We start from the raw sequence: 21,942 nt of genomic DNA, 5'->3' as shown, positions 1-21,942 counted from the left end.
CTGAGCCGGGCGATGCTTGAACGCCGTCTCGAGGGCTCCGAGCCCATGGCTCTGACGCCCGTCGCCCGCCAGTCGGGTCCGCAGGAGGAGCGGCGGGTCGTCCGCTCCGGTCGCCTTGCCGTCGGGACGCTCGCGTGCCCGCGCTGCGACGCGCCCGTCGCGCCGACCGCCCCGGTCACGCCGGCGGAGGCGATCGCCTGCCCGTTCTGCGACCACGAGGGCCGCGTACGGGACTTCCTCTCGCTCGAGGCGCCGACGCGGCCCGCGCGCGTCGTCGTCACGGTCGTCGACCGCTTCCGCGCCGGCCGCCGGCGCTAGCGGGCGAACCGCAGACGGAACGGGCTCAGCGTCGCCGGCAGCGGCGCCGACGCGTCCAGCGCGGGCGCGCCTGCGCCGCCGAAGCCGGCGGCACGCAGCCGCTCGAGCGCCGCGGTCGTCAGCAGCAGGACGACGTCGCGGCCGGGGCACTCGCCCGGCCCGCGGCTGAACGGCACGAGCGGCGCGTCGGCGTCGCCGCGGCCGTCCCGCCACAGCTCGGGCGCGAAGCGGTCGGCGTAGGGAAGGCGCTCGGCGTCGCGGTGCAGGAACGGCGCGAAGACGACGAGGCCGGTGCCCGCCGGCAGCGAACCGTTCGACCACGACGTCTCCGCGGTCGTGTCGCGCAGGATCGCCGGCGTCGTCGGCCAGAGGCGGACCGATTCGAGCATCGTCCCGCGCAGCGTCGCGGCGTCGTCCGGCGTGCCCGGGTGGGCCTGCAGCAGCGCGAGCGCGCGGAACGTCGCCATGCCGGCGGCGTCGAAGGCGAACAGCCACTGCGGGACCTGGTGGTCGGGGCGCGTGGCCGCGGTCGAGGGCGCGCTCGCGACGAGCGCGGCGAGGCTGCCCGGCTCCGCCCGGTCGAGGTGCCCGTGCAGCCGGTCGAAGAACGCGCTGCGCACGCCGCGGCGCCGCGGCTTGAGGAACGCCCAGTTCGCGTCGCCGCGCAGCCGCGTGAGCAGGTCGGTGAGCGTCTCGTCGTCGCGCGCGCCGTCGCCGAGCACCACCCGCCGGACGATCCGCCAGAACGCCGGCGCCCACGTGTCCCAGTCGAGCTCGCGTGCGGCGAGGACCGGCGCGAGCTCCTCGTCGAGGACCGCGGTGAAGCGATCGGCGCACGGATGGGACGGGCGGCCGGGCCGGAGGACCGCCTCGTTGAAGCGGCGGCGGTCGGCCCGCTCGGCGAGGTCCTGCGTGATGAGGACGCCGTGCGGCTGGAAGTGGCCGAGGGCGGCGCGCTTCTCGCGCGTCGCCGCGGCGAACGGAACCGGGGTCTCGTCGAGCACGCGCCGGGCGTCGGCCGGGTCGAGGACGACCGCGAAACGCCGGCCGGGGATGCGCAGCAGCGCCGGGCCGGTGCCGTGGTCCGCGCGGATGCGCTGCAGCCGCCGGATCGCGCGCCGGTCGGCATCGACGCGGTCGAGCGCGCCGACGACCCGCGGGCGGCGGACGATGACCCCGCGGGCGAAGAGCGGGGCGACGACGTCGGCGACGACGCCGGCGGTCTCGGCGGCGGAGAGGGGCGTGACGCGGGTGCTCACGCCTCGGGCCCTACCCCGGACGGCGCGGCCGACTCAGGCGTCCGACGAGGCGATGTCGGCCGAGGGGGCGCGGACCTCCTCGAGCACGCCGAGGATCTCGGCGACGCGGCAGACGAGCAGGCGCTCCTCGTCGACCTCGACCCACACGCCCGCGCTGGCCGGGAACACGACGTGGTCGCCCGGCTTGACCGGCATGTTCACGCCCACGTGCTCCCACCAGTCGATGCCCTGCCCGACGTCGAGGACGATGCCGTGCTGGGGCGGCGGCTCGTGCGAGCCCGCGGGCACGACGAGCCCGGACCGGCGCATGCGCTCGGGCTCCAGCTCCTTGATGACCACGCGGTCGAACAGCGGGCGCAGGTGGTGCTTCATCCGCTCGGAGAGTAGGGGTCCGAGATCACGAGCCGGAGGCAGCCGTCGAAGCTCGGCTGCTCGCGGAGCTGCCCGTGCTCGGCGTCCCAGCGGCCCGACTCGAGGTCGTCGCGCAGCCGGGCGACGATCCGGTCCTCGACGCCGGGCGGCAGCAGCGCCCACATCGACTGGCAGGCCCGGACGGCCGGATCGAGCATCCGTTCGGGCCGGTTCCAGTAGGCCTCGAAGAACCCGTCGGTGCAGTCGGCGGGCGTCGGGATCGCCTCGATCGTGATCTGCCCGCCGAGCCCCGCGGCGACCCGCTCGATCGACGGGAAGCGATCGCCTTCGATGCGCAGCCCCTCGCCGAAGTGATCGCGCTGCCACGCCGGCAGCGCCGTGAGGTCCATCGTGAAGACGACGACGCGGCCGCGCGCGACGCGGCGCAGCTCCGCCAGCCCGGCCTCCGGCGGGTCCCAGTGGTGAACGGTGATCGAGGCCATCGCGGCGTCGACGGCGTCGTCGTCGAACGGCAGCGCCTCGGCCCGCGCGGCGATGACCGGAGCGGCGCCGGGCGGCCGCTGCGCGCGCATCGTCGCGCTCGGCTCGACCGCGAGGACCCAGCGGTCGCGCGGCTCGTAGGACCCGGTGCCCGCGCCCACGTTCAGCACCGTCCGCGCGTCGCCGAGCGCCGCGTGGATGCGCGCCTCGATGCGCGGATCGGCCCGCCGCATCGTCGCGTAGGTGCGCCCATGGACGTCGTAGTCGACGCGTTCGTGCACCCCTGCAGTTTCGCGGTGTTCAGGCCGTCGCCGCGCCGACGGGCCGCGCTAGGAGCGTCTCGAGCTCGCTCCACGACTCGACGAGCGCGACGGCTCCGGCTCCGCGCAGCGCCGCCGCGCGGGCGTCCCGCTCGGCCGGGAGGACGAACGCCAGGTTCCCGACGACCGGGAAGCCGGCGCCCACCGCGGACCGCACGCCGGTGACCGAGTCCTCGACCGCGAGGGCGTCCGGACCGCGCACGCCGAGCCGCTCGCCGGCGAGCCGGTAGACGGCCGGGTCCGGCTTGGAGGTCGGCGCGGGCAGCGAGTCCTCTGCGCTGAAGCGGACCTCGGGCGGCAGCAGGTCGCCGAGGCCGGTCGCGGTGAAGCAGGCGTCCAGGCGGCGCAGCGCGCTCGAGCTGACGACCGCCAGGCCGAACCGCTCGCCGAGACGGCCCAGCGGCTCGCGAACGGACGGATCGGGCGCCAGCACCTCCTCGAGGTACGCGATCACCTCGCGCTGCTCACGCGCGACCCACGCCTCGAGGCGCTCGTCGTCGAGCGCGACGCCGTGCGCCCGGGCGAGGTCGAGCGCCGTCGCCCGGAAGTTCTTCCCGACCGCGTGCGCCTGCAGCTCCGCGGGCTCGAAGCGGCGATCGATCCCGAGGTCGGCCAGCAGCGCGTTCGTGACCCGGGTGGAGGCGACGAACGCGGGCTCCTCCGAGGGGAAGAGGCAGCCGTCGGCGTCGCAGAGCAGCGTTCGGGTCACGCCGCGAGGAGGCTATCCCCGGCGAGCGCGGCGGCGACCGCGTCGCGGGCGCCGAGGCGCTCGAGCGACCTGCGGGACAACGCCACCTCCTCCGTGAAGCGGAGATCGGCGGCAAGCGCCCCCGGCACCGCGCCCGGCCGGGCGATCGCGGCGACGGCGAGCGTGAGCAGCGGATGGCTGCGCCCGTCGGCGCGGGCGGCCGCGATGGAGGGGACGAGGTGCCGGGCGAGCTTGCGGTCCGCATCGCGGCACAGCCGCTCGACGCCGTCGCCGATGCCCGGGTTCGACAGCCGCCGGAGCACGCAGCGCAGGTGGTCGCCGAGGTCCGACCCGGCGACCGGCGGCAGCGACGGCGCGATCTCCTCGTCCATCATCCGCTCCGTGTAGGCCCGGAAGACCGGATCCGCCATGAGCGCGCCGATGGTCGCGGCCCCGGCGGCGCGGCCGAGCGCGCCCAGCGCGACGTGGATGGCGTTCAGCGTCCGCGTCTTGCGCAGGGCCCACGGGCGGACGTCGTCGACGAACCGCACGCCGACCTCGTCGAGCGCGGGCCGGTCGTTGCACCAGCGGTCCTCGATCACCCACTCGCGGTGTGCCTCGGTCACCACCGGCCACCGGTCGCTGATGCCGTGCTCGCGCGCGAGCCTCCGGCGGTCGTCCTCGCTCGTGCGCGGGGTGATGCGGTCGACCATGCTGCTCGGGAACGCGACCTCCCGCTCGATCCACTCGGCAAGCGCCGGATCGCGGCGGGCGGCCGCGGCTGCCACCGCCCGGCGGGCCGCCTCGCCGTTCGCCGGCAGGTTGTCGCACGACAGCACCGTGAACGGAGCGATGCCGCGGCGGCGCCGCAGCCCGAGCGCCTCGGCCAGCAGCGCCGGCATGTTCGGCCCGGCGCCGGGCTCGTCGCAGTACCCGGCGGCGGTGACCGTGAGCGTGACGAGCTTCGTCCGCGCGTCGGCGAGCGCCGCCACCACCGCGCGCCGCTCGTCCGGCGCGAACAGGTAGCGGCCCATGACCCCGACGACGCGGGGCGCCGCCGCGCCGGGCCCGCGCTCCACGACCGTGTAGAGCCGGTCCTGCGGCAGCAGCGCAGCCGCCATCTCCCTGCGGCGCAGGCCGACGCCGGTCAGCCCCCAGCCGGTGTGGCCGAGCGCGGCGAGCTCGTCGAAGTAGACGGCTTGATGCGAGCGGTGGAACGACCCCACGCTGAGGTGCACGACCGCCGGCTCGAGCGCCGAGCGGTCGTAGATGGGGGCGGCGACGCCGTGTGGCAGTCGCCGGAGCGTGCGGTCGTTGAGGGGGACGGGAGCGGGCAGACCCGTTCATATGCCCTTCACACCGGGTCTTCACCGCGGCGACGTCGCGAAGGAACCGCCGTACAGTGCCCCGCCCGTGACCACCCGCGTGTTCCACAGCTACGAGGGGCGCTACTCCGACAGCCCGCGTGCGATCCACGAGGCGCTCACCGCCCGCGGCGACGGCGCCCGGCACGTGTGGCTCACCGGGCACGGGACGGCCGGCGAGTTCCCGCCCGGCGTCGACCTCGTGCAGTACGGGTCGCCCGAGTGCGTGGACCTGCTGGAACGCGCCGACCTGCTCGTCGCGAACACGCACACGGACTTCGACTGGGAGAAGACCGCGCGGACGCTCTACCTGCAGACGTGGCACGGGACGCCGCTGAAGCGGATCCACTGGGACGTGCTGTGGGCGCCGGAAGGACGGCTGGAGCGCCTGCAGCGCGACGTCGACCGCTGGGACGTCCTGCTCTCTCCCAACGGCGTCAGCACGCCGCTGCTGCGGCGGGCCTTCCGCTTCGAGGGCGAGGTGCTCGAGGCCGGGTACCCGCGCAACGACGTGCTGCTCGGCCCGCGCCGCGATGCGATCAGGGCCCGCGTGCGGGAGGAGCTGGGCATCGGCGACGACCGGACGGCCGTCCTCTACACGCCGACGTGGCGCGACGACGCGGTCTTCGCCGAGGGCGGCCGGGCGTTCGCGCTCGGCCTCGACGTCGACCGCTTCGCCGAACGGCTGGGCGACGACCACGTGCTGCTGCTGCGCCTGCACCGGATGATCGACGGCGCGCGCATCGCGGCCGGTCATCCTTGCGTCATGGACGTCTCGGCGCGGCCGGAGGTCAGCGAGCTGTACCTCGCGGCCGACGCGATGGTGACCGACTACTCCTCGACGATGTTCGACTTCGGCGTGACCGGCAAGCCCATGGCGCTCCTGGCCTACGACCTCGACGACTACCGCGACCGGCTGCGCGGCTTCTACCTCGACCCCGCGGAGGAAGCGCCCGGTCCCGTGGTCACGACGACCGACGAGCTGATCGACGAGCTCGCCGACCTGCCGGCGCTGGCCGAGCGCCACGCCGGCCGGTACGCCCGGTTCAGGGAGCGCTTCTGCCACCTGGAGGACGGCCATGCGACGGAGCGGGTGATCGCGCGCCTGCCGTGATCGCGCACCGAGGCGCGTCGGCGGACGCCCCTGAGAACACGGTCGAGGCGTTCGACCGCGCGCTCGACCAGGGGGCCGACGTGCTGGAGGTCGACGTCCGGGTCACCGCCGCCGGCGAGCTGGTGTGCCTCCACGACGCGACGCTCGAGCGCACGACCGGCGACCCGCGGCGGGCCGACGAGCTCGTCGTGCTGCCCGAGCATCCCGCTGCGCCGCCGGCTCTCGAGACGGTACTCGCCCGCTACGGACCCGAGCAGCGCTTCCTCGTCGACCTCAAGGAGCCCGACCCCGAGTGGGAGGGCCGCGTCGTCGAGACGATCGAGCGCCATGGCCCGCTCGAGCGCGCGGTCGTGCAGTCGTTCGACCATGCGGCGCTGGGTCGGCTGCGCCACGTGGCGCCGCGGCTGCGGCTCGCCGCGCTCTACCGTCGAGCGGACTCGGTCGGCCTCGCGGTGGCCGACATACCGCGGTGGGCGAGCGCCGTCGGCGTCTGGCACGTGGCAGTCGACGACCGCTTCGTGCGGGCGGCCCACCGGCGGGGCCTCGCCGTCCAGCCGTGGACCGTCGATGAGGAGCCCGAGGCGGCACGGCTGGCGGCGCTCGGCGTCGACGCGGTCATCACGAACGCGCCATCGGTCGTGGCCGGCTCGCTCCGCCCCTAGGCTGGGGCGCACATGGACATCGCGCTCGAGCTGCTGGTGGTGGCGGTCGTCATCGCCGGCAACGCGTTCTTCGTCGTGGCGGAGTACGCGCTCGTGACCGCGCGCCGGTCGGCGCTGCGGGAGCGGGGGACGCCGGGCGCGCGCCGCGCGCTCGCGCTCATGAACGACCCCGTGCGGGTCATCGGCACCGTGCAGATCGGCATCACCGGCCTCGGGATCCTGCTCGGCGCCGTCGGCGAGCCGGTCTTCCGCGAGCTCTTCGACGACGCGGTGCCGTCGTGGCTGGCGTTCGTCGCGGCGTTCCTGATCGTCACGTACCTCTCGGTCGCCTTCGGCGAGCTGGTGCCCAAGGCGCTGGCGCTGCACAGCGCGGAGCGGATCGCCGCGCTGGTCGCGCGCCCGATCGACGTGCTGGCGCGGTTGTTCGCGCCGGCGGTGTGGGTGCTGCAGGCGTCGGCGCGGCTCGTCCTGCGCCCGCTCGGCGTCGAGGCGGTCTCGGCCGGCGACCGGCCGGTGACGCGCGAGGAGCTGCGCGGCGTGCTGCGCGAGGCCGAGGAGCACGGCACGCTCGGCGCCGAGGAGGAGGACATGCTCACCGGCGTCATCGATCTGCGCCTGCGCCAGGCCGCGGACGTCATGAAGCCGTGGGAGGCGGTCGCCGCCGTCCACCTCGACCGGCCCGCAGACGAGCAGCTCGACGCGATGCTCGCCGCCGCGCACTCGCGGTTCCCGGCCGTACGGGGCGAGGATGACGTCGTCGGGATCATCCACGCCCGCGACGCGTGGCTTGCGCGCCGCTCGTCGGCGACGCCCAACCTCGCCGACCTCGTGCGTGACGTGATCGTCGTGCCGCCGAGCGTGCGCGTCGACGCGCTCCTGCGCGCCCTGCGCCGCGCGCGCCAGCAGCTCGCCGTCGTCGTCACCGAGTACGGCCGCCCGGCCGGCATCGTGACGCTCGAGGACATCCTCGAGGAGATCGTGGGGGAGATCGAGGACGAGTTCGACGTCCTCGACGAGCGGTTCGAGCGCATCGCGCCGAGCGAGTGGCTCGTCGACGGCGCCGTCTCGATCAGCGACTTCAACCGCCGTGCCGGCGCCACGCTCGACACCGGCCGCGCACGCTCGCTCGGCGGCGTCCTCTTCGAGCGCCTCGGCCGCGTGCCGTCGGCCGGCGAGCACGTCGAGCTCGACGGCGTCGTGCTCAGCGCCGAGCAGCTGGACGGCCACCGCATCGCGGTGGTCCGCGCCGTCGTCGCCTAGCGGGTGGCGCGCCCGCCGTAGCGGTAGATCAGGAAGTTCGCGACGAAGAACATGGCGACGCCGCCGACGATGGCGCCCGTCGTCTCGTTGAAGTCGAACCACCCGGCGACGGCCCAGCCGCCCAGCACGCCGAGGAACAGGCCGGCGACGAGCTGCATGCCTGCGGCCGTCCGGACGTTGCGGTCCTCGAGGTACGGATCGTGCCGTGGCACGGCCCCGGCGTACCCGACCCTCCGCGGCGGCGAACGTCGCGCGGGGATCTTTGTCCAGCGGGATAGAGACGCCCCGGCATCGGGCGGGCAGCCTCCCGCGACGTGAAGCTCATCATCGGGATCGTCCGGCCGGAGAGGGCCAACGACGTCCTGGAGGCGCTCTACCGCGCAGACGTGCGCGGGCTGTCCATCAGCCGCGTCCAGGGTCATGGCGGCGAGCTCGACCGAGTCGAGACGTACCGCGGAACGAGGGTCAAGATGGAGCTCGCCGAGAAGGTGCGCTTCGAGATCGCGGTATCCGACGACTTCGTCGACGCCACCGTCGAAGCGCTCTGCGAGGGCGGGCGCACGGGGGAGGTCGGCGACGGGAAGATCTTCGTCCTCGACCTCGAGCGTGCGGTCCGCATCCGCACCGGCGAGACCGACCACGGCGCCGTGACGCCGGTCGGCACGTGATCGCCGCGCTCAAGGGCGTCGACGCGGGCGACACCGCGTGGATGCTCGTCGCGACGGCGCTGGTCCTGCTGATGACGCCGGCGCTGGGCCTGTTCTACACGGGCCTCGTCCGCTCGAAGAACGCGCTCAACACGTTCATGATGAGCGCCGGCGCGCTCGGCGTCGTGACGATCTCCTTCGCCGCCTTCGGCTACTCGTTCGGGTTCAGCGAGGGCAACGCGATCATCGGCGGCTTCGACCACGTGCTGCTGCGCGGCGTCGGCTTCGAGGCGCGCGAGGGGCTGACGATCCCGCACCTCGTCTACTTCGCCTTCCAGGCCTCGTTCTGCATCATCACCGCGGCGCTCGTGTCGGGCGCGGTGGTCGAGCGCATGCGCTACGGGACGTTCCTGCTCTTCATGGTCCTGTGGTCGATCTTCGTCTACCCGGTGCTGGCGCACTGGGTGTGGGGCGGCGGCTGGCTCGCCGAGGGCGGGACGCTCGACTTCGCCGGCGGCGTGCCCGTCGAGATGGCGTCGGGCTTCTCCGCGATGGCGGCCGCGCTGGTGGTCGGCGCGCGCAAGGACTACGGCCGCCAGGCGCTGCTGCCGCACAACGGCGTCTACGCGCTGCTCGGCGCGGGGCTGCTCTGGTTCGGCTGGTTCGGCTTCAACGGCGGCAGCGGCTTCGGCATCAACCAGGGCGGGATCCTCGCGTTCGTCAACACGCTGCTGGCGCCCGCGTGCACGCTCGTCGTGTGGTTCGTGCTCGACCTCATGCGCGACCGCCGCGTGACGGCGATCGGCGCCGCGACCGCGATCGTGGTCGGCTGCGTCGGCATCACGCCGGCCTGCGGCTACATCAGCCCGATCTGGGCGATGGTGCTCGGCGGGCTCGCCGCGATCCCGAGCTACGCGGTCATCGTGTGGCGCCCGCGCACGCGGCTGGACGAGACGCTCGACGTGCTCGCCGCCCACGGCATCGGCGGGATCACGGGAATCCTCTTCATCGGGCTCTTCGCCCAGCAGTCGTGGAACGGCCTGTCCGACGGCGCCGCCTACGGCAACGCCGAGCAGCTGCTGTGGCAGGTCCTCGCGGTGCTCGCCGCCGTCACGTACGCGTTCGGCGCCACCTGGGTGATCCTCAAGGTCCTCGGCGCCTTCGCGCCGCTGCGCGTCTCCGCCCACGAGGAGGCGATGGGCATGGACGTCGTCGAGCACGGCGAGGAGGCGTACACGAGCGGCGAGGGCGCCATCCTCGTGACCGCCGAGGCGGCGCCGCGGCCGGAGACCGGCCGCGTCGCCGTCCCAGTGGCCCAGCCCTAGCGCTTGACGCGCACGGACTTCGCGGTCGTCGCGAGCCGCTTGCCGCCGGACGTGGCGCTGACGAGCGCCCCGTACCGGCCGCTGCGCAGCCCGCGGAACGTCACGCGGAACGCCCGCGTGCGCAGCGTGAACCGCTTCGTCGCGACGGTCCGGCCCGCGCGGCGCAGCTTGACCACGACGCGGCTGCCCTTCGGCGCGGTGCCCGTGAGCTGCAGGCGGCCGCCCTTGAACGCGCGCAGCCTCGCGGCGAGCGCGGTGCCCGAGGACGCGCCCGTGCTGCGGGTGCGCGACGGCGTGCCGCTCGCGTTGGAGGACGCGTTCGCCGACGGCGTCGCCGCCGTGCCCGCGCCGTTCGGCTCGGCCGGCGTCTGCGGCTCCTCGGTGGTGCCGCCGCCGGCCGGGGCGTCGGTCATCGCGGGCGGCAGGCCGAAGTCGCTCTCCGAGGCGGCGAGCACGTCGGCCGGCACGTTGACCGTGTCGGCGAGGTAGCCCTCGAGCTGCGTGCCCGGATCGCCCTGGATCGTCTCCGTGCGCTTGTAGGTCAGGAACGGCAGCGAGATCGTGCCGCCCTTCACCGTCACCGGCTGCTGGGTGCCGAGCGTCAGCAGCCACCAGTCCATGTTCGTGTCGGTGACGCGAACGCCGATGCGGTGCCCGGCCGGGATCTTCCAGTCGGCCGACATCAGCGGGAGCTCGGCGGGGCCGCTCTCCCGGATCAGGTGACCCTGGCGGGAGACGAGCGGGCCGCTGCCGTTCTCGTCGAGGTCGTAGACGTCGACCACGAGGTTCGCGCGCGGGAACGCCGTCTCGACGTCGACGATCGCCTTGCCCGCGCCCGAGAGGTGGACGTCGTAGGGCAGCGGCTTCGAGATCGTCCACACGCCGGACGTCGCGGTGCTGTCGTCCGCGGCCCCCGTCGACCACGACTGGCCGGTGTCGTCGTACTCGCCGGCGCGCAGCGTCGTCGTGTACTGCGCCGCGTCGGCGGGCGGCCACGACTGCTCCGCGCGCCACTTGCCGTCGTTCGTCTGCACGGCGATCGGCGGATCCTGGACGGCCGGCTCCTGCCCGCGCAGGAAGCGGTCGTAGAACCGCATCACCTCGTCGTACCAGCCGGCGCGGCCCATCTTCAGGCGGCCGTCGTCGTCGGTCTCGGCGCCGCGGACGTGCTCCCAGGGACCGAGCCACGCGCGCTCGTAGCCCGTGTGGTTCTCGAGGTACTCGGCGGTGCCGTCGGGCGCCGTGTTGTTCTCCGTCAGCCCCTGCGTCAGGAAGAGCGGGACGTTCGAGCCCTTCGCGCCGGGGATGAGGTCGCGCTGCTTCCAGAAGTCCGACTGGTGGTCGTCGTCGAGGCCCTGGGACGCGACGTTCAGCGCGAGGCAGTCGGGCGTGTTGACCGACGGCGCGACGTACTCCGGCCCATCGCCGAGCGGGCCGGGGGTGCCGGCGATCGCGTCGTACAGCGTCGGGGTCAGCAGCGAGTTCGCGCGGCGGATGCCGTCGCCGTAGAGGTAGCGGTAGAGGTCGTAGACCGGCTCCTGGGCGACGACCGCCTTGAGCCCCTCGGGCGCGTGGTTGACCCCGATCAGGCCGGTGACGCCGTCGTAGGACTTGCCGTACATGCCGACCGCGCCGCTCGAGGTCTGCAGGCCGTTGCCGTCGGCGTTCGCGGCCCACTCGACCGCCTTGACGACGTCGGACTGCTCGCCGGGGCCGCCCCAGTCGAGGCAGCCGGTCGAGCCGCCGAAGCCGCGGAGGTCGACCATCACGAAGGTGTAGCCGCGCTCCATGAGGTGCGCGCCCTCGACGAAGTCGTAGAAGCGGCCCGAGGGACCGGCGGACGGCCCGAGCGGGTCGTAGTCGGCGTCTTCGGCGGGGCCGGCCGCGCCGACCTCGCCCGCGTGGTTGAAGTACGGGCCGATCGAGAGGATGACCGGGGTCTTCGCGTCCCCGGGCAGGTTCGAGGGGCGCAGGATGTCGGCATGGAGCTTGACGCCGTCGGTCGACTCGATGGTCGCCTCGGACCACGTCGCGCCTTCGGGGATGGTGTTCGCGCTGGCAGGCGCGGCCATGACCGCGAAGGCCAGGAGCGCCAGGAACGGGGAGCGTCGCATGGGGACGGCAACGCAGCCGTCCCCGAGAACTGTCGGTCAGCCGCGCCGCGCGTGCGCGTCCAACGCCTTCTCGATCGATCGCGTGAGCATCTTCTGCACCACGGGGCCGATGCCCGGCAGCTTGCCGTCGAAGACGATCGTGTAGTCGAGGTGCGACCCGCCGGGGCGCGACGAGAACCGCATGACGCCCTCGTGGTCCTTCAGCACGCCGCCCTTGGTGATGCGGTAGCGGATGAGCTCGTTCGGGATGACCTCGGTGTTCGTCTCCACGAACCCGGGCAGCGGGCCCACCTTCAGCTCGCGCGACGCGCCCGCGCCGTTGCGCGTCCCGTCGGTCCCGTCCGACAGCCGCTTGATCTTCGCGCCGAAGAGCTCCTCGAGGTTCTCCTGCTCGCTCAGGTAGGCGTAGAGCTCCTCGACCGGCTGAGAGAAGTCACGGGTCACGTGCACGCGTTGCATGGCGCGCAACGCTAGAGATCCGTCTGCTGCACCGTCGGGCTCGGGTGGACGCTCACGACGCGCAGCTCGCCGCCGCCCGCGTTCTTGAAGCCGTGCGGCGTCTCGCCGGGCACGATGACCACGTGCCCCGCCTCGACGACGACCTGCTCGTCGCCCGAGGTGAACCGCGCGGTGCCGCGCTCCACGTAGAACACCTCGGGATAGGGGTGCAAGTGCAGGTCGGGGCCCTGCCCCTCGTCCGGATAGGCGGTGATGAACATCGAGATGGGCGCCTCGTCGCGGCCCTGGAAGAGCGCCGCGGTCGGGCTGCGCCGCAGGGACGAGACGGAGACGACGGTGGGCGCGCTCATGAGATGATCCTCTCACCGTGGCCAACGCCCGCGACGTGATCGACCGGTACCTCGCCGCCGCGCGCAGCGGCGACTGGGACACCGCGGCCGCGATCTGGCACGAGGACGTCGTCTTCCACGTGCCCGGCTCCTCGCGCCTCGCCGGCGTCCACCACGGCCGCGCGGCCGCCGTGCAGTTCATCGAGGAGGCGCGCAAGCACGCCCGCGACATCGAGATCGAGCACGTCGACACGCTCGTGGGGGATGGACGCGTCGCGCTGCTGCTCGTCGAGCGGTTCCTGCAGGACGACGGGACCGCGATCGAGATCCGGCGGGCGAACGTCTACCGCGTCGAGGGCGAGCACATCACCGAGGTCTGGATCTACGAGCACGACCAGGAGCTCGTCGACCGCCTCTTCGCGACGTGAACGACGACGAAGACCGCATCACGCCGGGGCCGTTCTCGAGCTCGCTGGGGTTCGAGCTGGTCGAGCGCACCGCCGACCGCGTCGTGATGGAGGGCACGCCGAGGCCGGAGCACGCCAACGGCGGCGGCATCCTGCACGGCGGCTACATCGCCGCGATGCTCGACAGCACGACGGGCTGGGCCGTGCACAACGCGCTGCCCGACGCCCGGCCGGCGCCGCACACGCACATGAGCATCCAGTACCTGCGGATGGGCATGCTCGGCGAGCGCGTCCGCTGCGTCGGGATCTGCGTCCGCGCCGGGCGCCGCGTCGCGGCGGCCGAGGCGGAGATCTCGCAGGGCGGCAAGGTGCTCGCCCGCGCCGTCACGACGCACGCCGTCGTCGGCACCGCCGAGGACGACTGATCGCCGTGGACGACCGCGATCTCGCCGTCCGGCAGGCGACGTACCGGCTGTTCGCCGAGGACGCCCGGGCTCCCGCGCCCGCGGAGGTCGCGGCGCAGGCCGGCATGGACGAGGCGGACGTCGTGAGCTCGTGGCGGCGCCTGCACGACGCGCACGCGCTCGTCCTTGACGACACGCGGTCGGCGCTGCGGATGGCGAACCCGTTCTCGGCCGTCCCGACGGCGTTCCGCGTCCGCGCCGGCGGGCGCGACTACTGGGCGAACTGCGCGTGGGACGCCTTCGGCGTGTGCGCGGCGCTCGGCGTCGACGGCACGTTCACGACGACCTGCCCGGACTGCGACGAGCCGATCGAGGTGACGGTGCGCGACATGCGGCCGGACGACGAGACGCTCGTGTTCCACTGCCTCGTGCCCGCCCGGCACTGGTGGGAGGACATCGTCTTCACCTGAAGCACGATGCGTCTCCTCCGGTCGGAGGAGCACGTCGGCCGGTGGCTCGTGGACCGCGAGCCGGGCGCCACGATCCCGGTCGCGACGCTCGCCGAGCTGGCCCATCGCTGGTGGGGCGATCGGCTGGCGCCGGACTGGCGCCCGAAGACGCTCCAGCACAACCAGGGGATCCTCGACGGCCTCGGTTTGACGGGGCCGTTCTGGCGTCTCGACGGCAGCTGAGGAGAGGAGTACGCTCGGCTGCATGAACGTGCATGTGCTGGTTGTCGCCAACCGCACGGCGACGTCCGAGGAGCTCGTGGAGGTCCTCGCGGAGCAGGCGCGCGCGAAGGCCGCGACGTTCGAGCTCCTGGTGCCGCCGAGCGCACCCGGCGCCGAGGCCCGCGCCGCCGCCCAGCGGACGCTGGAGGAGGCGCTCGAGCGCTTCGCCGCGGCGGGGCTCGAGGCGAAGGGGCGGGTCGGATCGGACACCGACGTCGTGATCGCGGTGTGCGAGGCCTACGACCCCCGCGCCCACGACGAGGTCATCGTGAGCACCCTGCCGGCCTCCGCGTCGAACTGGACGCGCGCGAACGTGCCGGCGCGGGTCGCCCGCGCGACCGATGCGCTCGTCCACCACGTCGTCGTGCATGAGCCGCGCCCCGAGCGGGAGCCGTTCGCGCCGCCGCCGCGCTCGAAGCCGGGCGTGCTGGCGCCGCTGATGGCGCTGGGGTACGGCAAGCACCGCCACGTCTAGGGACCGAACGCGTAGGGCGGCCGGAACACGCCGTCGTCGGTGACGATCGCCGTCACGAGCTCGGCGGGCGTGACGTCGAACGCCCAGTTCGCCGCGGGCGCGCCGCCGGGCGCGCCCAGCTCGCCGGGCGAGCGCTCCTCGATCGGGATCGCGCTGCCGTCCGGGATCCGGGGGTCGATGGTGGAGCGCGGCGCCGCGACGTAGAACGGCACCGCGTGCCGCGCCGCCAGCGCGGCCAGCTGGTACGTCCCGATCTTGTTCGCCACGTCGCCGTTGGCGGCGATCCGGTCCGCGCCGACGACCGCGACGTCGACGAGCCCGCGCGACATGAGCAGGCCGGGCGTCGAGTCGGTGACGACGTGGTGGGGGATGCCCTCGGCGCCGAGCTCGTAGGCGGTCAGCCGGGCGCCCTGCAGCAGCGGCCGCGTCTCGGGCACCCAGACCTCGACGACGTTGCCGTCCGCGTGGGCGGCGGTGATGACGCCCAGCGCGGTGCCGACGCCGGTCGTCGCGAGCGCTCCAGCGTTGCAGTGCGTGATGAGCCGCGACGGCCGGTCGAGGAGCTCGGCGCCGTGCTTCGCGATCAGCTCCGTCGCCTTCGCCTCGCGCTCGGCGATCGCGTGGGCAGTGGCGAGCGCGTTGGCCGGCCCGGCCTCGCGCATCCGCTCGAGCGACCAGTGGAGGTTCACCGCGGTCGGCCGCGTGCGCCACAGCCGTTCGATCGCTCCCTCGAAGTCGCCGTCCGCCGCCAGCGCCGCGCCGTAGGCCGCCGCGACGCCGATCGCGGGGGCGCCGCGAACGGCGAGCGTCTCGATCGCCTCGGCGACCTGCTCGACCTCGGTGCAGCGCAGCCAGCGCTCCTCGCCGGGCAGCGCGCGCTGATCGAGGAGGAGCAGCGCGCCGTCCTCGTGGCGCAGGGGGGCGACCATGCCGCTGAACGCTACGGCGTGTCAGCGCACGACGACCGTCGCGGCGCGCGCCGCGGGCAGCGTGCCGGTGCGGATCGTCGCGGTGCGCGAGGCGGCGTCGTAGCGGACCGGGAGCCTCCGCCCGCCGAGCGTCGCTCGCTGCGGCTTCGCGACGCCGATGAGACGGATGGTCCAGTGGCGGCGGCGGACGACGGGCGCGCCGCGCAGGCGGCCGATCGTCAGCGTCGTCGCGCCGTGGCGGCGCCGCTGGGTGATGCGCGTGCGGGCGTACTGGGCTCGCGTGTAGTCGAGCGTGCGGCCGTCGTCGTCGTAGACCGTCGTCGCGCCGCGGCCGGCGTGGGCGAGCAGCACGAGCTCACGCGGCGGGCCGGCGGGCGTGGTGGCGACCGGCGGCTGCGTCGCGACGATGCCGCCCGCGCGGACGAAGACGGGCATGCGCTCGAGCGGCACGGTCAGCTCCTTCGTGGCGGGGCCGCGGTGGCGCTCGCCCGTGAACCAGTCGACCCACGTGCCGGGCGGGAACCAGACCGTCGCCTTCGCCGGATCGCCCGGCGCCGCGACGGGCGCGACGAGGACGTCGCGGCCGAGCGTGTACTGCGACGGGTGCTCGTACGCCTCGTCGCGCTTCGGCCAGCCGAGCCACAGCGGGCGCACCATCGGCACGCCGGTGTCGACCGCCTCGCGGGCCAGCGAGTAGAGCGTGGGGACGAGCGACTCGCGCAGGCGGAGGAAGTCGGCGGCGACGGTGCCGGGCTTGCCGTCGTATTCCCACGGCAGGCGCTTGCCGTGGTGGGAGTGCAGGCGCTCGAGCGGCTGGAACGCCCCGAACTGGACCCAGCGCGCGTACATGTCGGGCGGCAGCTCGTTCGCCCGCGGGGTGAGCAGCGGGCTGGCAGTCTTGTCGCACACGCCGGTCGGCGAGACGGCATGGAACGTCCCGATGTCGTGGCTGACGTAGGGCATGCCGATGCTCGCCGCCGAGGCGGTGAACTCCGACGCGAAGGCCAGCAGCGGCCAGCTCGCGCACGTGTCGCCGGTGAACTGCAGCGACGTCCGGTGCTCGGCGAACGCGCCGGTGCCGCCGTTGCCGCCGAAGCCGAGCTGGTGCGATCCGCCGATGCGCTGGAACGACGGCCAGCGCGATCCGCGCGCACGCTGGCGGTCGAAGTACTGCTTCGAGATCCACGTGTCGGGCGTCAGGCCGGGGAGCTCGGCGCTGCTCGCATCGCAGCACCAGTCGAGCCACCAGAAGTCCATGCCCTGCCGCTCGAACGGCTCGTGCAACGCGAAGTACGCGTCGAGCTGCTTCGGGTCGGTCCAGTCGAAGACCATGCACTGGCCCTTGGGATCGGCCTGCGTGACGCGGCAGCCATCGTCGGCCTTCAGCGCTCCGCCGGCGCGCGCGTTCGTGTCGGCGAAGCGCGGGTCGGCCGAGTCGATCGAGGGGTGCACGTTGAGCCCCACCTCGAGACCGCTGTCGTGAGCCCAGGCGAAGAAGCGCTGCGGGTCGGGGAACAGATCGGCGTTCCAGTCCCAGCCGTTCCACGAGTACGGCGCGCCGGCCGGCGCGCCCGCGACCGTCGTCGCGATCGCGCTGCCCGCGGCGTCGTTGACGCGCTTGAAGTCGGTGTCGAGCGAGATCGTGTCGAGCGGGACGCGCTCGGTCCGGAACTTCGCCAGCAGCGTCTGCCAGTCGCCGGCCGAGTACGGCCAGTAGCGGCTGAACCACACGCCGAACGCCTTGCGGGGCAGCAGCGGCGCGGGACCCGTGAGCGTCCGCAGGTCGCGTAGGCCGTGCGCGTAGTCGGATCCGTAGGCGAACAGGTAGAGGTCCTGGTAGCCGTCGGGCGCGGCGCGCTCGACCGGGCGGTCGCCCTCGATGACCGCGGTCTTCGAGTCGTCGAGCAGGTACCAGCCCGCGCGCGACAGCATCCCCTCGTGCAGCGGCACCGGGCCGTCGACGAGGTCGAGCGAGCGCCGCCAGCCGCCGAGCGGCTGCGGATTCGGCCCGAGCTTCGGCGTCAGCTTGCGCCGGCCGAGGGTCGCGGTCAGAGCCCCGTCGCCGAACCCGTTCGCATCGCGACGCCAGCGCAGCGTGAGCTTGGACGTGCGGATGACGCGCTGCCCGCCGCGGATGGCCGTGGTGAACCGCGGCTCGCGACCGCGCAGCCGCCCGAACGTCGTCTGCGTCTCCCGGTCCTCGAACCGCCCATCCGGCGCGAACTCGAGCCGGATCAGCGTCGGAGAGAGCACCTCGAACCGCGCCTTCCCGTCGACCACCGGCGCCGCCACCGCCGGGGCCTGCAGGAGCGTCGCGCTGACGAACGCGAGACAGAAGAACTTGGGAAGGCGCGACACGGGCGCCGAAGGTAGCCCGCGTCTCGGTCCGGCGCGCCGCTACCGTCGTCCCCGATGTCGACTGCCTCCGCGCCGAAACGAGCCTTCCCTCACCGCCGCGCCGGCCACTGCGGCTCGGGCGCGCTGCGCGACCTGCTCGAGTTCCACGGGCTCGACTTCGGAAGCGGGCCGCTGTCCGAGGGCGCGGTCTTCGGGCTCGGCGGCGGGCTCGGGTTCCTCTTCCTCGAGCTGCCGGGGATGCGGCCACCGGTCTACCTCGTCGGCCGGACCGCCGACCTCGAGCGCGACATCGCGCCGCACATCGGGCTCGGCCTCGACGTGCGCGAGACCGACGACGCCGCCGAGGGCTGGCGCTGGGTCCGCGAGGAGATCGACGCCGGGCGGCCGCCGATGGTGTGGGCCGACATCGCCGAGCTCGAGTACCTGCGCGTGAAGATGTCGAACACGCGCCACGACATCGTGATCGTCGACTACGACGACGAGACCGAGACGGTGCTCATCGCCGACAACGACCGCGACGAGCTGCAGCGCTGCACGTACGCCTCGCTCGCCGCCGCCCGCAGCTCGTCCGCCTTCCCCGGCCCGAACCGTCACGGCACGTTCGTCTACGGCTGGCCCGATCGGCTGCGCGACCCCGCCGAGGCCGTCGCCGCCGCGATCGACCGCGCGATCGGGAACATGCGCCGCGGCGGCGAGGCGCTCGCCGGACTCGAGGGCGGGGGAGGCCTCGACGGCGTCGACGGCTTCGCGGCCTCGTACCCGACCTGGCCCGACCGCTTCGGCGACGGCCTCGACGCCGCGCTGAGCGGCCTGCGCGTCTTCATCGTCAAGGCCGGCACCGGTGGCGCGATGTTCCGGTCGCTGCACGCCGAGTTCCTCCACGACATGGGCGACCTGCTCGGCGACGGCGCGCTGCGTGACGCGGCGGCGATCTACGACGAGCTGGCGGCGACGTGGGTCGAGCTCGCCTGCTGCTCCGAGCGCCGCGAGCATGCCGAAGGACTGGACCTCGTCTCCCGCATCGCCGAGCTCGAACGCGCGGGCGTCGAAGCGATGGAAGGCGCCCGGCCGGCGCTCTAGCATCCGGCGCATGCCACGGAGGGTCGCCGTCCTCGTCGCGCTCGCGGTGATCCTCGGGGTCGGACCGACCTCCGGCGCCGCCGTCTCCTCGGCCGCATCGGCGGCGGCTGCGCCGCCCGCGTTCACCGCGGCGAAGAAGCGCGCGTGCCGCCCCAAGCTCTCCGCGCGGTGTCTCCGCAAGGCGCGCGGCAAGGAGGGCGTCGCGGTCCGGAAGTCCGGGACGATCGATCGCGCGACGGCGCTTCAGGCGTTCGTCCAGACCGTCGCGCCGCTGCCCGGCATCGCTGTCCGTCGCGGAGCGGTCGACAAGCTGCGGTCCGGCTCGGGGCCGATCCGGTGGCTGGCGCCGTACCGGAAGACGCTCACGCCCGCGCAGCGCGAGGTCTACGACGCCATCGCGACCGGCCGCGAGCCCGGTCACGCCCGGAAGATTCGCGCCCGCGCCGCGGTCGCGCCGTCGGCCGCGCAGAAGAAGGCGTGGACGGATCTGCTGACCGAGGCGACCACCCGCCTGACCGCGCACTTCGGCGTGCCGCTCGGCGCGAAGCTCGCGGTGACGCTCACGTCCGGGCCGTCGGCGGACCCCGACGTCGCGGCGGACGCGACGCTCCACGACGGGGTCTGCAAGGTCAACGTCTACCCGGACGCGTGGGCGGGCGGGATGCCGCTCATCGCCAAGCGGTTCATCGCCGCCCACGAGATGACCCACTGCTTCCAGGACCGGTTCGCCGGGCCGCTCTACGACGACAAGGACCGCGCGTGGCTCATCGAGGGCTCCGCCGAGTGGGCCGGCGGCGTCGTCGCGCAGGAGTGGAGCGGCGCGCCGCTCACGTGGCCGGGCTACCGCGAGTGGTACACGTCGTACCTCGAGTCGCCCGCGATCCCGATGTTCATGCGGACCTACTCGGGCGTCGGCTTCTACGGCCACCTCGAGCGCTCCGGCGTCGACGTGTGGGCACGGCTGAAGGCGGCGTACGCGGCGGCGTCGATGCCGCTCGCCTACACGACGATGGTCTCCGCGGCCGACGACGCGTTCCTCTCGACGTGGGCGTCCGGCTTCGCGCGGCGCGCGTCGTGGGGGCCGGCGTGGGACACCGACGGCCCCGGCATCCCGTCGACCGCGGCGCCGATGCCGCTGCGCGCGCTCGGCAAGAGCAGCACGGTGACCGTCGCCGCCGCCGCACGCTCGGCCCCGATCGAGCGCGTCTCGATCACCGCCGACGTCGTCGAGCTGTCCCGCAGCGGCGACGTGCACGGGCGGCTGCGCGACGCCGACGGGACTGAGCACACGCTCGACCCGAACGCGATGTGCGCTAAGGCCGGCGGGTGCGCCTGCCCAGAGGGAACCGAGGGGGCGTCGCTCGGCAGCCTGCCGTCGATCGCCTTGGGCGTGGCGACCGTGGCCGTGGCGGCGCACGTCACGCCGGCGAGCGTGACGCTGCGCGGCCGGTCGCTCGACGAGTTCTGCAAGAAGCCGGGAGCGAAGCCGGCCTTCGCGTCCGACCTCTTCGCGAGCGGAGCCGTCGGCGCCCGCGGCCGCGCCGCCGGGTCATGCCGTGTCGGCGAGGACTTCTTCGCGATCTTCCAGCTCGACGGCCCGGTCGTCGACGGCGGCCCCGGCGTCGGCACGTACCCGAAGCCGTACTACCTCCAGCTCGCCGCGACGTGGGAGGGCCCCGGCACGTACGTGACGCAGGGCCGAGGCGTGACCTCCCGTCCGACGGCGCACTTCACCGACGGCGAGGGCCACACCTGGCAGACCGAGGACGTCCCCGGCTTCGATCCGACCGGCAGCTTCACCGTCAACGACGACGCCCGCAGCGGCACCGTCGACGTCACCATGTACGACAAGGACAGCGGCAGCACCGAGCACGCGACCGGGCGCTGGCGCTGCGAGACATGAGGTCCTTCCGCGGAGACGCACGGGACGAGACGGCCGCGGACGCCTAGGCCACGGTCTCCTCGAGCCGCGCTCGCTGCATCGCGCGCGCCTGGTCCTCGTCGGCCCACATCTCCCACCGGCCAGATGGGGAGGAGCGGGCATCGAGGAACCGGTACGGCCGCCGGCCGCCGAACTCCTCGACGCGCATCCGCCCGGCGCCGCCGAGGACCGAGGCGATCCGCCGCCGCGGCCAGCCCATCGCGTCCTCGATGGCGGGGAACGGGCGCGGTTCGGCCGGTCCGGACGCGAGCGCGTCGAGCAGCTCGCGCATGAGGTCGCTCGCCCGGTCATAGAACCGCGCGATCTCGCCGGGTTCGTGCATCGCGTGGCCCGGCGCGTGCTCGCCGAGCCTCATCGCAGCACGCGGTGATGCAGGTGCACGACGCCGTTGGAGAAGCGGCGCGTGTCGAGCAGCTCCAGATCGAGCCGCACGCCGTCCGGCAGCGCGCGCAGGCCGCCGCCCACGATCACCGGGTTCACGAAGAGGTGCAGCTCGTCCACGACCCCGTGGCGCAGGGCCTGCGCGGCGAGCGTCGGGCCGCCGATCGAGAGGTCCGCCGGCGCGGTCGTCTTCAGCGACCGCACGAGGTCGGGGTCGAACGACCGCTCGATCCGCGTCCGCTCGCTCAGCGGCGCCTCCAGCGTGCTCGAGAAGACGATCTTGTCCGCCGCCCGCCACACCTCCTGGTAGTCGCGCAGCACCGGGTCGTCGGTCTGCATCGTTTCCCACGCGACGAGCACCTCGTACATCCCGCGCCCGTAGAGCGACGTGCCGATCGACCGCTCGAGGTCGTTGACGAACGCGTGCACCTCCTCGTCGGGCATCGACCAGTCGAACCGGCCGTGCTCGTCGGCGACGTAGCCGTCGAGCGAGGTGATCGCCGCGTAGACGAGCTTCGCCATGA

Annotated in this window: 26 protein-coding genes; 13 read left to right on the top strand and 13 right to left on the bottom strand. The window is 73.9% G+C overall.

The window, feature by feature from the left end; translation table 11 throughout:
* Positions 1-45: 45 nt before the first annotated feature.
* On the top strand, positions 46-318 hold the full coding sequence (locus AC1UE4_RS05195) for a hypothetical protein (protein ID WP_482916154.1): 273 nt from the start codon (positions 46-48) through the stop codon (positions 316-318).
* Here the strand turns inward: AC1UE4_RS05195 and AC1UE4_RS05190 are convergent.
* The 5 genes from AC1UE4_RS05190 to AC1UE4_RS05170 are packed head-to-tail and all read right to left on the bottom strand — an operon-like array spanning position 315 to position 4,675.
* Positions 315-1,577: a cytochrome P450 gene (locus AC1UE4_RS05190; RefSeq protein WP_482916153.1), complete on the bottom strand. Its 1,263-nt coding sequence runs from the start codon at positions 1,575-1,577 to the stop codon at positions 315-317. The two genes, AC1UE4_RS05195 and AC1UE4_RS05190, sit on opposite strands and share 4 nt — an antisense overlap.
* A 33-nt stretch (positions 1,578-1,610) precedes the next feature.
* Complete coding sequence (locus AC1UE4_RS05185) at positions 1,611-1,949, bottom strand: co-chaperone GroES (protein ID WP_482916152.1); 339 nt, start codon at positions 1,947-1,949, stop codon at positions 1,611-1,613.
* Entirely contained in the window at positions 1,946-2,710 is a 765-nt protein-coding gene (locus AC1UE4_RS05180; RefSeq protein ID WP_482916151.1) for a methyltransferase domain-containing protein, read from the bottom strand. Before AC1UE4_RS05180 ends, AC1UE4_RS05185 begins: the two co-directional genes overlap by 4 nt.
* Before the next feature lie 19 nt (positions 2,711-2,729).
* Entirely contained in the window at positions 2,730-3,458 is a 729-nt protein-coding gene (locus tag AC1UE4_RS05175) for an HAD family hydrolase (RefSeq protein ID WP_482916150.1), read from the bottom strand.
* Positions 3,455-4,675, bottom strand: a complete 1,221-nt coding sequence (locus AC1UE4_RS05170; RefSeq protein WP_482916149.1) for a mannitol dehydrogenase family protein — start codon at positions 4,673-4,675, stop codon at positions 3,455-3,457. The genes AC1UE4_RS05175 and AC1UE4_RS05170 overlap by 4 nt, the downstream gene beginning before the upstream one ends.
* A gap of 175 nt (positions 4,676-4,850) precedes the next feature.
* Here AC1UE4_RS05170 and AC1UE4_RS05165 point away from each other — a divergent pair, with 175 nt between their 5' ends.
* From AC1UE4_RS05165 to AC1UE4_RS05155, 3 genes are read left to right on the top strand one after another with little or no spacing between them, the layout of a single operon-like run.
* The gene (locus tag AC1UE4_RS05165) at positions 4,851-5,915 is read left to right on the top strand and encodes a CDP-glycerol glycerophosphotransferase family protein (protein WP_482916148.1); all 1,065 of its coding nucleotides are present in this window, start codon (positions 4,851-4,853) and stop codon (positions 5,913-5,915) included.
* Positions 5,912-6,577 (top strand): glycerophosphodiester phosphodiesterase, encoded by a 666-nt coding sequence (locus AC1UE4_RS05160; protein WP_482916147.1) that lies wholly within the window; start codon positions 5,912-5,914, stop codon positions 6,575-6,577. Before AC1UE4_RS05165 ends, AC1UE4_RS05160 begins: the two co-directional genes overlap by 4 nt.
* A 12-nt stretch (positions 6,578-6,589) precedes the next feature.
* Positions 6,590-7,837 (top strand): hemolysin family protein, encoded by a 1,248-nt coding sequence (locus tag AC1UE4_RS05155; RefSeq protein WP_482916146.1) that lies wholly within the window; start codon positions 6,590-6,592, stop codon positions 7,835-7,837.
* On the opposite strand, the gene AC1UE4_RS05150 is transcribed toward AC1UE4_RS05155, so the two are convergent.
* Positions 7,834-8,049 (bottom strand): hypothetical protein, encoded by a 216-nt coding sequence (locus tag AC1UE4_RS05150; RefSeq protein WP_482916145.1) that lies wholly within the window; start codon positions 8,047-8,049, stop codon positions 7,834-7,836. The genes AC1UE4_RS05155 and AC1UE4_RS05150 overlap by 4 nt on opposite strands.
* A 102-nt stretch (positions 8,050-8,151) precedes the next feature.
* Here AC1UE4_RS05150 and AC1UE4_RS05145 point away from each other — a divergent pair, with 102 nt between their 5' ends.
* Both AC1UE4_RS05145 and AC1UE4_RS05140 read left to right on the top strand, forming a co-directional pair.
* The gene (locus AC1UE4_RS05145; protein WP_482916144.1) at positions 8,152-8,505 is read left to right on the top strand and encodes a P-II family nitrogen regulator; all 354 of its coding nucleotides are present in this window, start codon (positions 8,152-8,154) and stop codon (positions 8,503-8,505) included.
* A gap of 41 nt (positions 8,506-8,546) precedes the next feature.
* A complete protein-coding gene (locus tag AC1UE4_RS05140) occupies positions 8,547-9,809 on the top strand; it encodes an ammonium transporter (protein WP_482918204.1) in 1,263 nt (420 codons plus the stop codon).
* Here the strand turns inward: AC1UE4_RS05140 and AC1UE4_RS05135 are convergent.
* The 3 genes from AC1UE4_RS05135 to AC1UE4_RS05125 are packed head-to-tail and all read right to left on the bottom strand — an operon-like array spanning position 9,806 to position 12,732.
* On the bottom strand, positions 9,806-11,923 hold the full coding sequence (locus AC1UE4_RS05135) for a CocE/NonD family hydrolase (protein WP_482916143.1): 2,118 nt from the start codon (positions 11,921-11,923) through the stop codon (positions 9,806-9,808). The genes AC1UE4_RS05140 and AC1UE4_RS05135 overlap by 4 nt on opposite strands.
* A gap of 36 nt (positions 11,924-11,959) precedes the next feature.
* The gene (locus AC1UE4_RS05130) at positions 11,960-12,382 is read right to left on the bottom strand and encodes an SRPBCC family protein (RefSeq protein WP_482916142.1); all 423 of its coding nucleotides are present in this window, start codon (positions 12,380-12,382) and stop codon (positions 11,960-11,962) included.
* A gap of 11 nt (positions 12,383-12,393) precedes the next feature.
* The gene (locus AC1UE4_RS05125) at positions 12,394-12,732 is read right to left on the bottom strand and encodes a cupin domain-containing protein (protein WP_482916141.1); all 339 of its coding nucleotides are present in this window, start codon (positions 12,730-12,732) and stop codon (positions 12,394-12,396) included.
* Between the two features lie 17 nt (positions 12,733-12,749).
* Between AC1UE4_RS05125 and AC1UE4_RS05120 the strand changes: the two genes are divergently transcribed.
* Genes AC1UE4_RS05120 through AC1UE4_RS05100 form a run of 5 tightly spaced genes read left to right on the top strand, consistent with a single transcriptional unit; the run spans position 12,750 to position 14,728 of the window.
* The gene (locus AC1UE4_RS05120) at positions 12,750-13,139 is read left to right on the top strand and encodes a nuclear transport factor 2 family protein (protein ID WP_482916140.1); all 390 of its coding nucleotides are present in this window, start codon (positions 12,750-12,752) and stop codon (positions 13,137-13,139) included.
* Positions 13,136-13,543: a PaaI family thioesterase gene (locus AC1UE4_RS05115; protein WP_482916139.1), complete on the top strand. Its 408-nt coding sequence runs from the start codon at positions 13,136-13,138 to the stop codon at positions 13,541-13,543. The genes AC1UE4_RS05120 and AC1UE4_RS05115 overlap by 4 nt, the downstream gene beginning before the upstream one ends.
* Positions 13,544-13,548: 5 nt before the next feature.
* Positions 13,549-13,992, top strand: a complete 444-nt coding sequence (gene merB / locus AC1UE4_RS05110; protein ID WP_482916138.1) for an organomercurial lyase — start codon at positions 13,549-13,551, stop codon at positions 13,990-13,992.
* A 6-nt stretch (positions 13,993-13,998) separates the two neighbouring features.
* On the top strand, positions 13,999-14,214 hold the full coding sequence (locus AC1UE4_RS05105; protein WP_482916137.1) for a hypothetical protein: 216 nt from the start codon (positions 13,999-14,001) through the stop codon (positions 14,212-14,214).
* A 22-nt stretch (positions 14,215-14,236) separates the two neighbouring features.
* A complete protein-coding gene (locus AC1UE4_RS05100; RefSeq protein WP_482916136.1) occupies positions 14,237-14,728 on the top strand; it encodes a hypothetical protein in 492 nt (163 codons plus the stop codon).
* Here the strand turns inward: AC1UE4_RS05100 and mtnA are convergent.
* Positions 14,725-15,657 carry an S-methyl-5-thioribose-1-phosphate isomerase gene (gene mtnA / locus AC1UE4_RS05095; protein WP_482916135.1) on the bottom strand — a complete coding sequence of 311 codons (933 nt, stop codon included), beginning with the start codon at positions 15,655-15,657 and terminating at the stop codon, positions 14,725-14,727. The two genes, AC1UE4_RS05100 and mtnA, sit on opposite strands and share 4 nt — an antisense overlap.
* 21 nt (positions 15,658-15,678) lie before the next feature.
* A complete protein-coding gene (locus AC1UE4_RS05090) occupies positions 15,679-18,015 on the bottom strand; it encodes a glycoside hydrolase family 31 protein (RefSeq protein ID WP_482916134.1) in 2,337 nt (778 codons plus the stop codon).
* 54 nt (positions 18,016-18,069) lie between these two features.
* Here AC1UE4_RS05090 and AC1UE4_RS05085 point away from each other — a divergent pair, with 54 nt between their 5' ends.
* A complete protein-coding gene (locus AC1UE4_RS05085; protein ID WP_482916133.1) occupies positions 18,070-19,095 on the top strand; it encodes a BtrH N-terminal domain-containing protein in 1,026 nt (341 codons plus the stop codon).
* A gap of 10 nt (positions 19,096-19,105) precedes the next feature.
* Positions 19,106-20,998 carry a hypothetical protein gene (locus AC1UE4_RS05080; protein ID WP_482916132.1) on the top strand — a complete coding sequence of 631 codons (1,893 nt, stop codon included), beginning with the start codon at positions 19,106-19,108 and terminating at the stop codon, positions 20,996-20,998.
* Positions 20,999-21,041: 43 nt separating this feature from the next.
* Here AC1UE4_RS05080 and AC1UE4_RS05075 read toward each other — a convergent pair whose 3' ends face one another.
* Both AC1UE4_RS05075 and AC1UE4_RS05070 read right to left on the bottom strand, forming a co-directional pair.
* Positions 21,042-21,392, bottom strand: a complete 351-nt coding sequence (locus AC1UE4_RS05075) for a hypothetical protein (RefSeq protein WP_482916131.1) — start codon at positions 21,390-21,392, stop codon at positions 21,042-21,044.
* Positions 21,389-21,940, bottom strand: coding sequence for a dihydrofolate reductase family protein (locus AC1UE4_RS05070; protein WP_482916130.1), 552 nt, complete (start codon positions 21,938-21,940; stop codon positions 21,389-21,391). The genes AC1UE4_RS05075 and AC1UE4_RS05070 overlap by 4 nt, the downstream gene beginning before the upstream one ends.
* Positions 21,941-21,942 lie beyond the last annotated feature (2 nt).

It is taken from the genome of Parviterribacter kavangonensis, from assembly GCF_056863335.1.
This window is presented reverse-complemented; position numbering and strand designations above follow the sequence as displayed.

What these genes read in the sequence shown, in the direction of transcription:
- AC1UE4_RS05195 (WP_482916154.1), top strand. Translation starts at nt 46, where the DNA reads ATGGCTCTGACGCCCGTCGCCCGCCAGTCGGGTCCGCAGGAGGAGCGG.
- AC1UE4_RS05185 (WP_482916152.1), bottom strand. Translation starts at nt 1,949, where the DNA reads ATGAAGCACCACCTGCGCCCGCTGTTCGACCGCGTGGTCATCAAGGAG.
- AC1UE4_RS05155 (WP_482916146.1), top strand. Translation starts at nt 6,590, where the DNA reads ATGGACATCGCGCTCGAGCTGCTGGTGGTGGCGGTCGTCATCGCCGGC.
- AC1UE4_RS05140 (WP_482918204.1), top strand. Translation starts at nt 8,547, where the DNA reads ATGCTCGTCGCGACGGCGCTGGTCCTGCTGATGACGCCGGCGCTGGGC.
- AC1UE4_RS05135 (WP_482916143.1), bottom strand. Translation starts at nt 11,923, where the DNA reads ATGCGACGCTCCCCGTTCCTGGCGCTCCTGGCCTTCGCGGTCATGGCC.
- AC1UE4_RS05130 (WP_482916142.1), bottom strand. Translation starts at nt 12,382, where the DNA reads ATGCAACGCGTGCACGTGACCCGTGACTTCTCTCAGCCGGTCGAGGAG.
- AC1UE4_RS05125 (WP_482916141.1), bottom strand. Translation starts at nt 12,732, where the DNA reads ATGAGCGCGCCCACCGTCGTCTCCGTCTCGTCCCTGCGGCGCAGCCCG.
- AC1UE4_RS05105 (WP_482916137.1), top strand. Translation starts at nt 13,999, where the DNA reads ATGCGTCTCCTCCGGTCGGAGGAGCACGTCGGCCGGTGGCTCGTGGAC.
- AC1UE4_RS05100 (WP_482916136.1), top strand. Translation starts at nt 14,237, where the DNA reads ATGAACGTGCATGTGCTGGTTGTCGCCAACCGCACGGCGACGTCCGAG.
- mtnA (WP_482916135.1), bottom strand. Translation starts at nt 15,657, where the DNA reads ATGGTCGCCCCCCTGCGCCACGAGGACGGCGCGCTGCTCCTCCTCGAT.
- AC1UE4_RS05085 (WP_482916133.1), top strand. Translation starts at nt 18,070, where the DNA reads ATGTCGACTGCCTCCGCGCCGAAACGAGCCTTCCCTCACCGCCGCGCC.
- AC1UE4_RS05080 (WP_482916132.1), top strand. Translation starts at nt 19,106, where the DNA reads ATGCCACGGAGGGTCGCCGTCCTCGTCGCGCTCGCGGTGATCCTCGGG.
- AC1UE4_RS05075 (WP_482916131.1), bottom strand. Translation starts at nt 21,392, where the DNA reads ATGAGGCTCGGCGAGCACGCGCCGGGCCACGCGATGCACGAACCCGGC.
- AC1UE4_RS05070 (WP_482916130.1), bottom strand. Translation starts at nt 21,940, where the DNA reads ATGGCGAAGCTCGTCTACGCGGCGATCACCTCGCTCGACGGCTACGTC.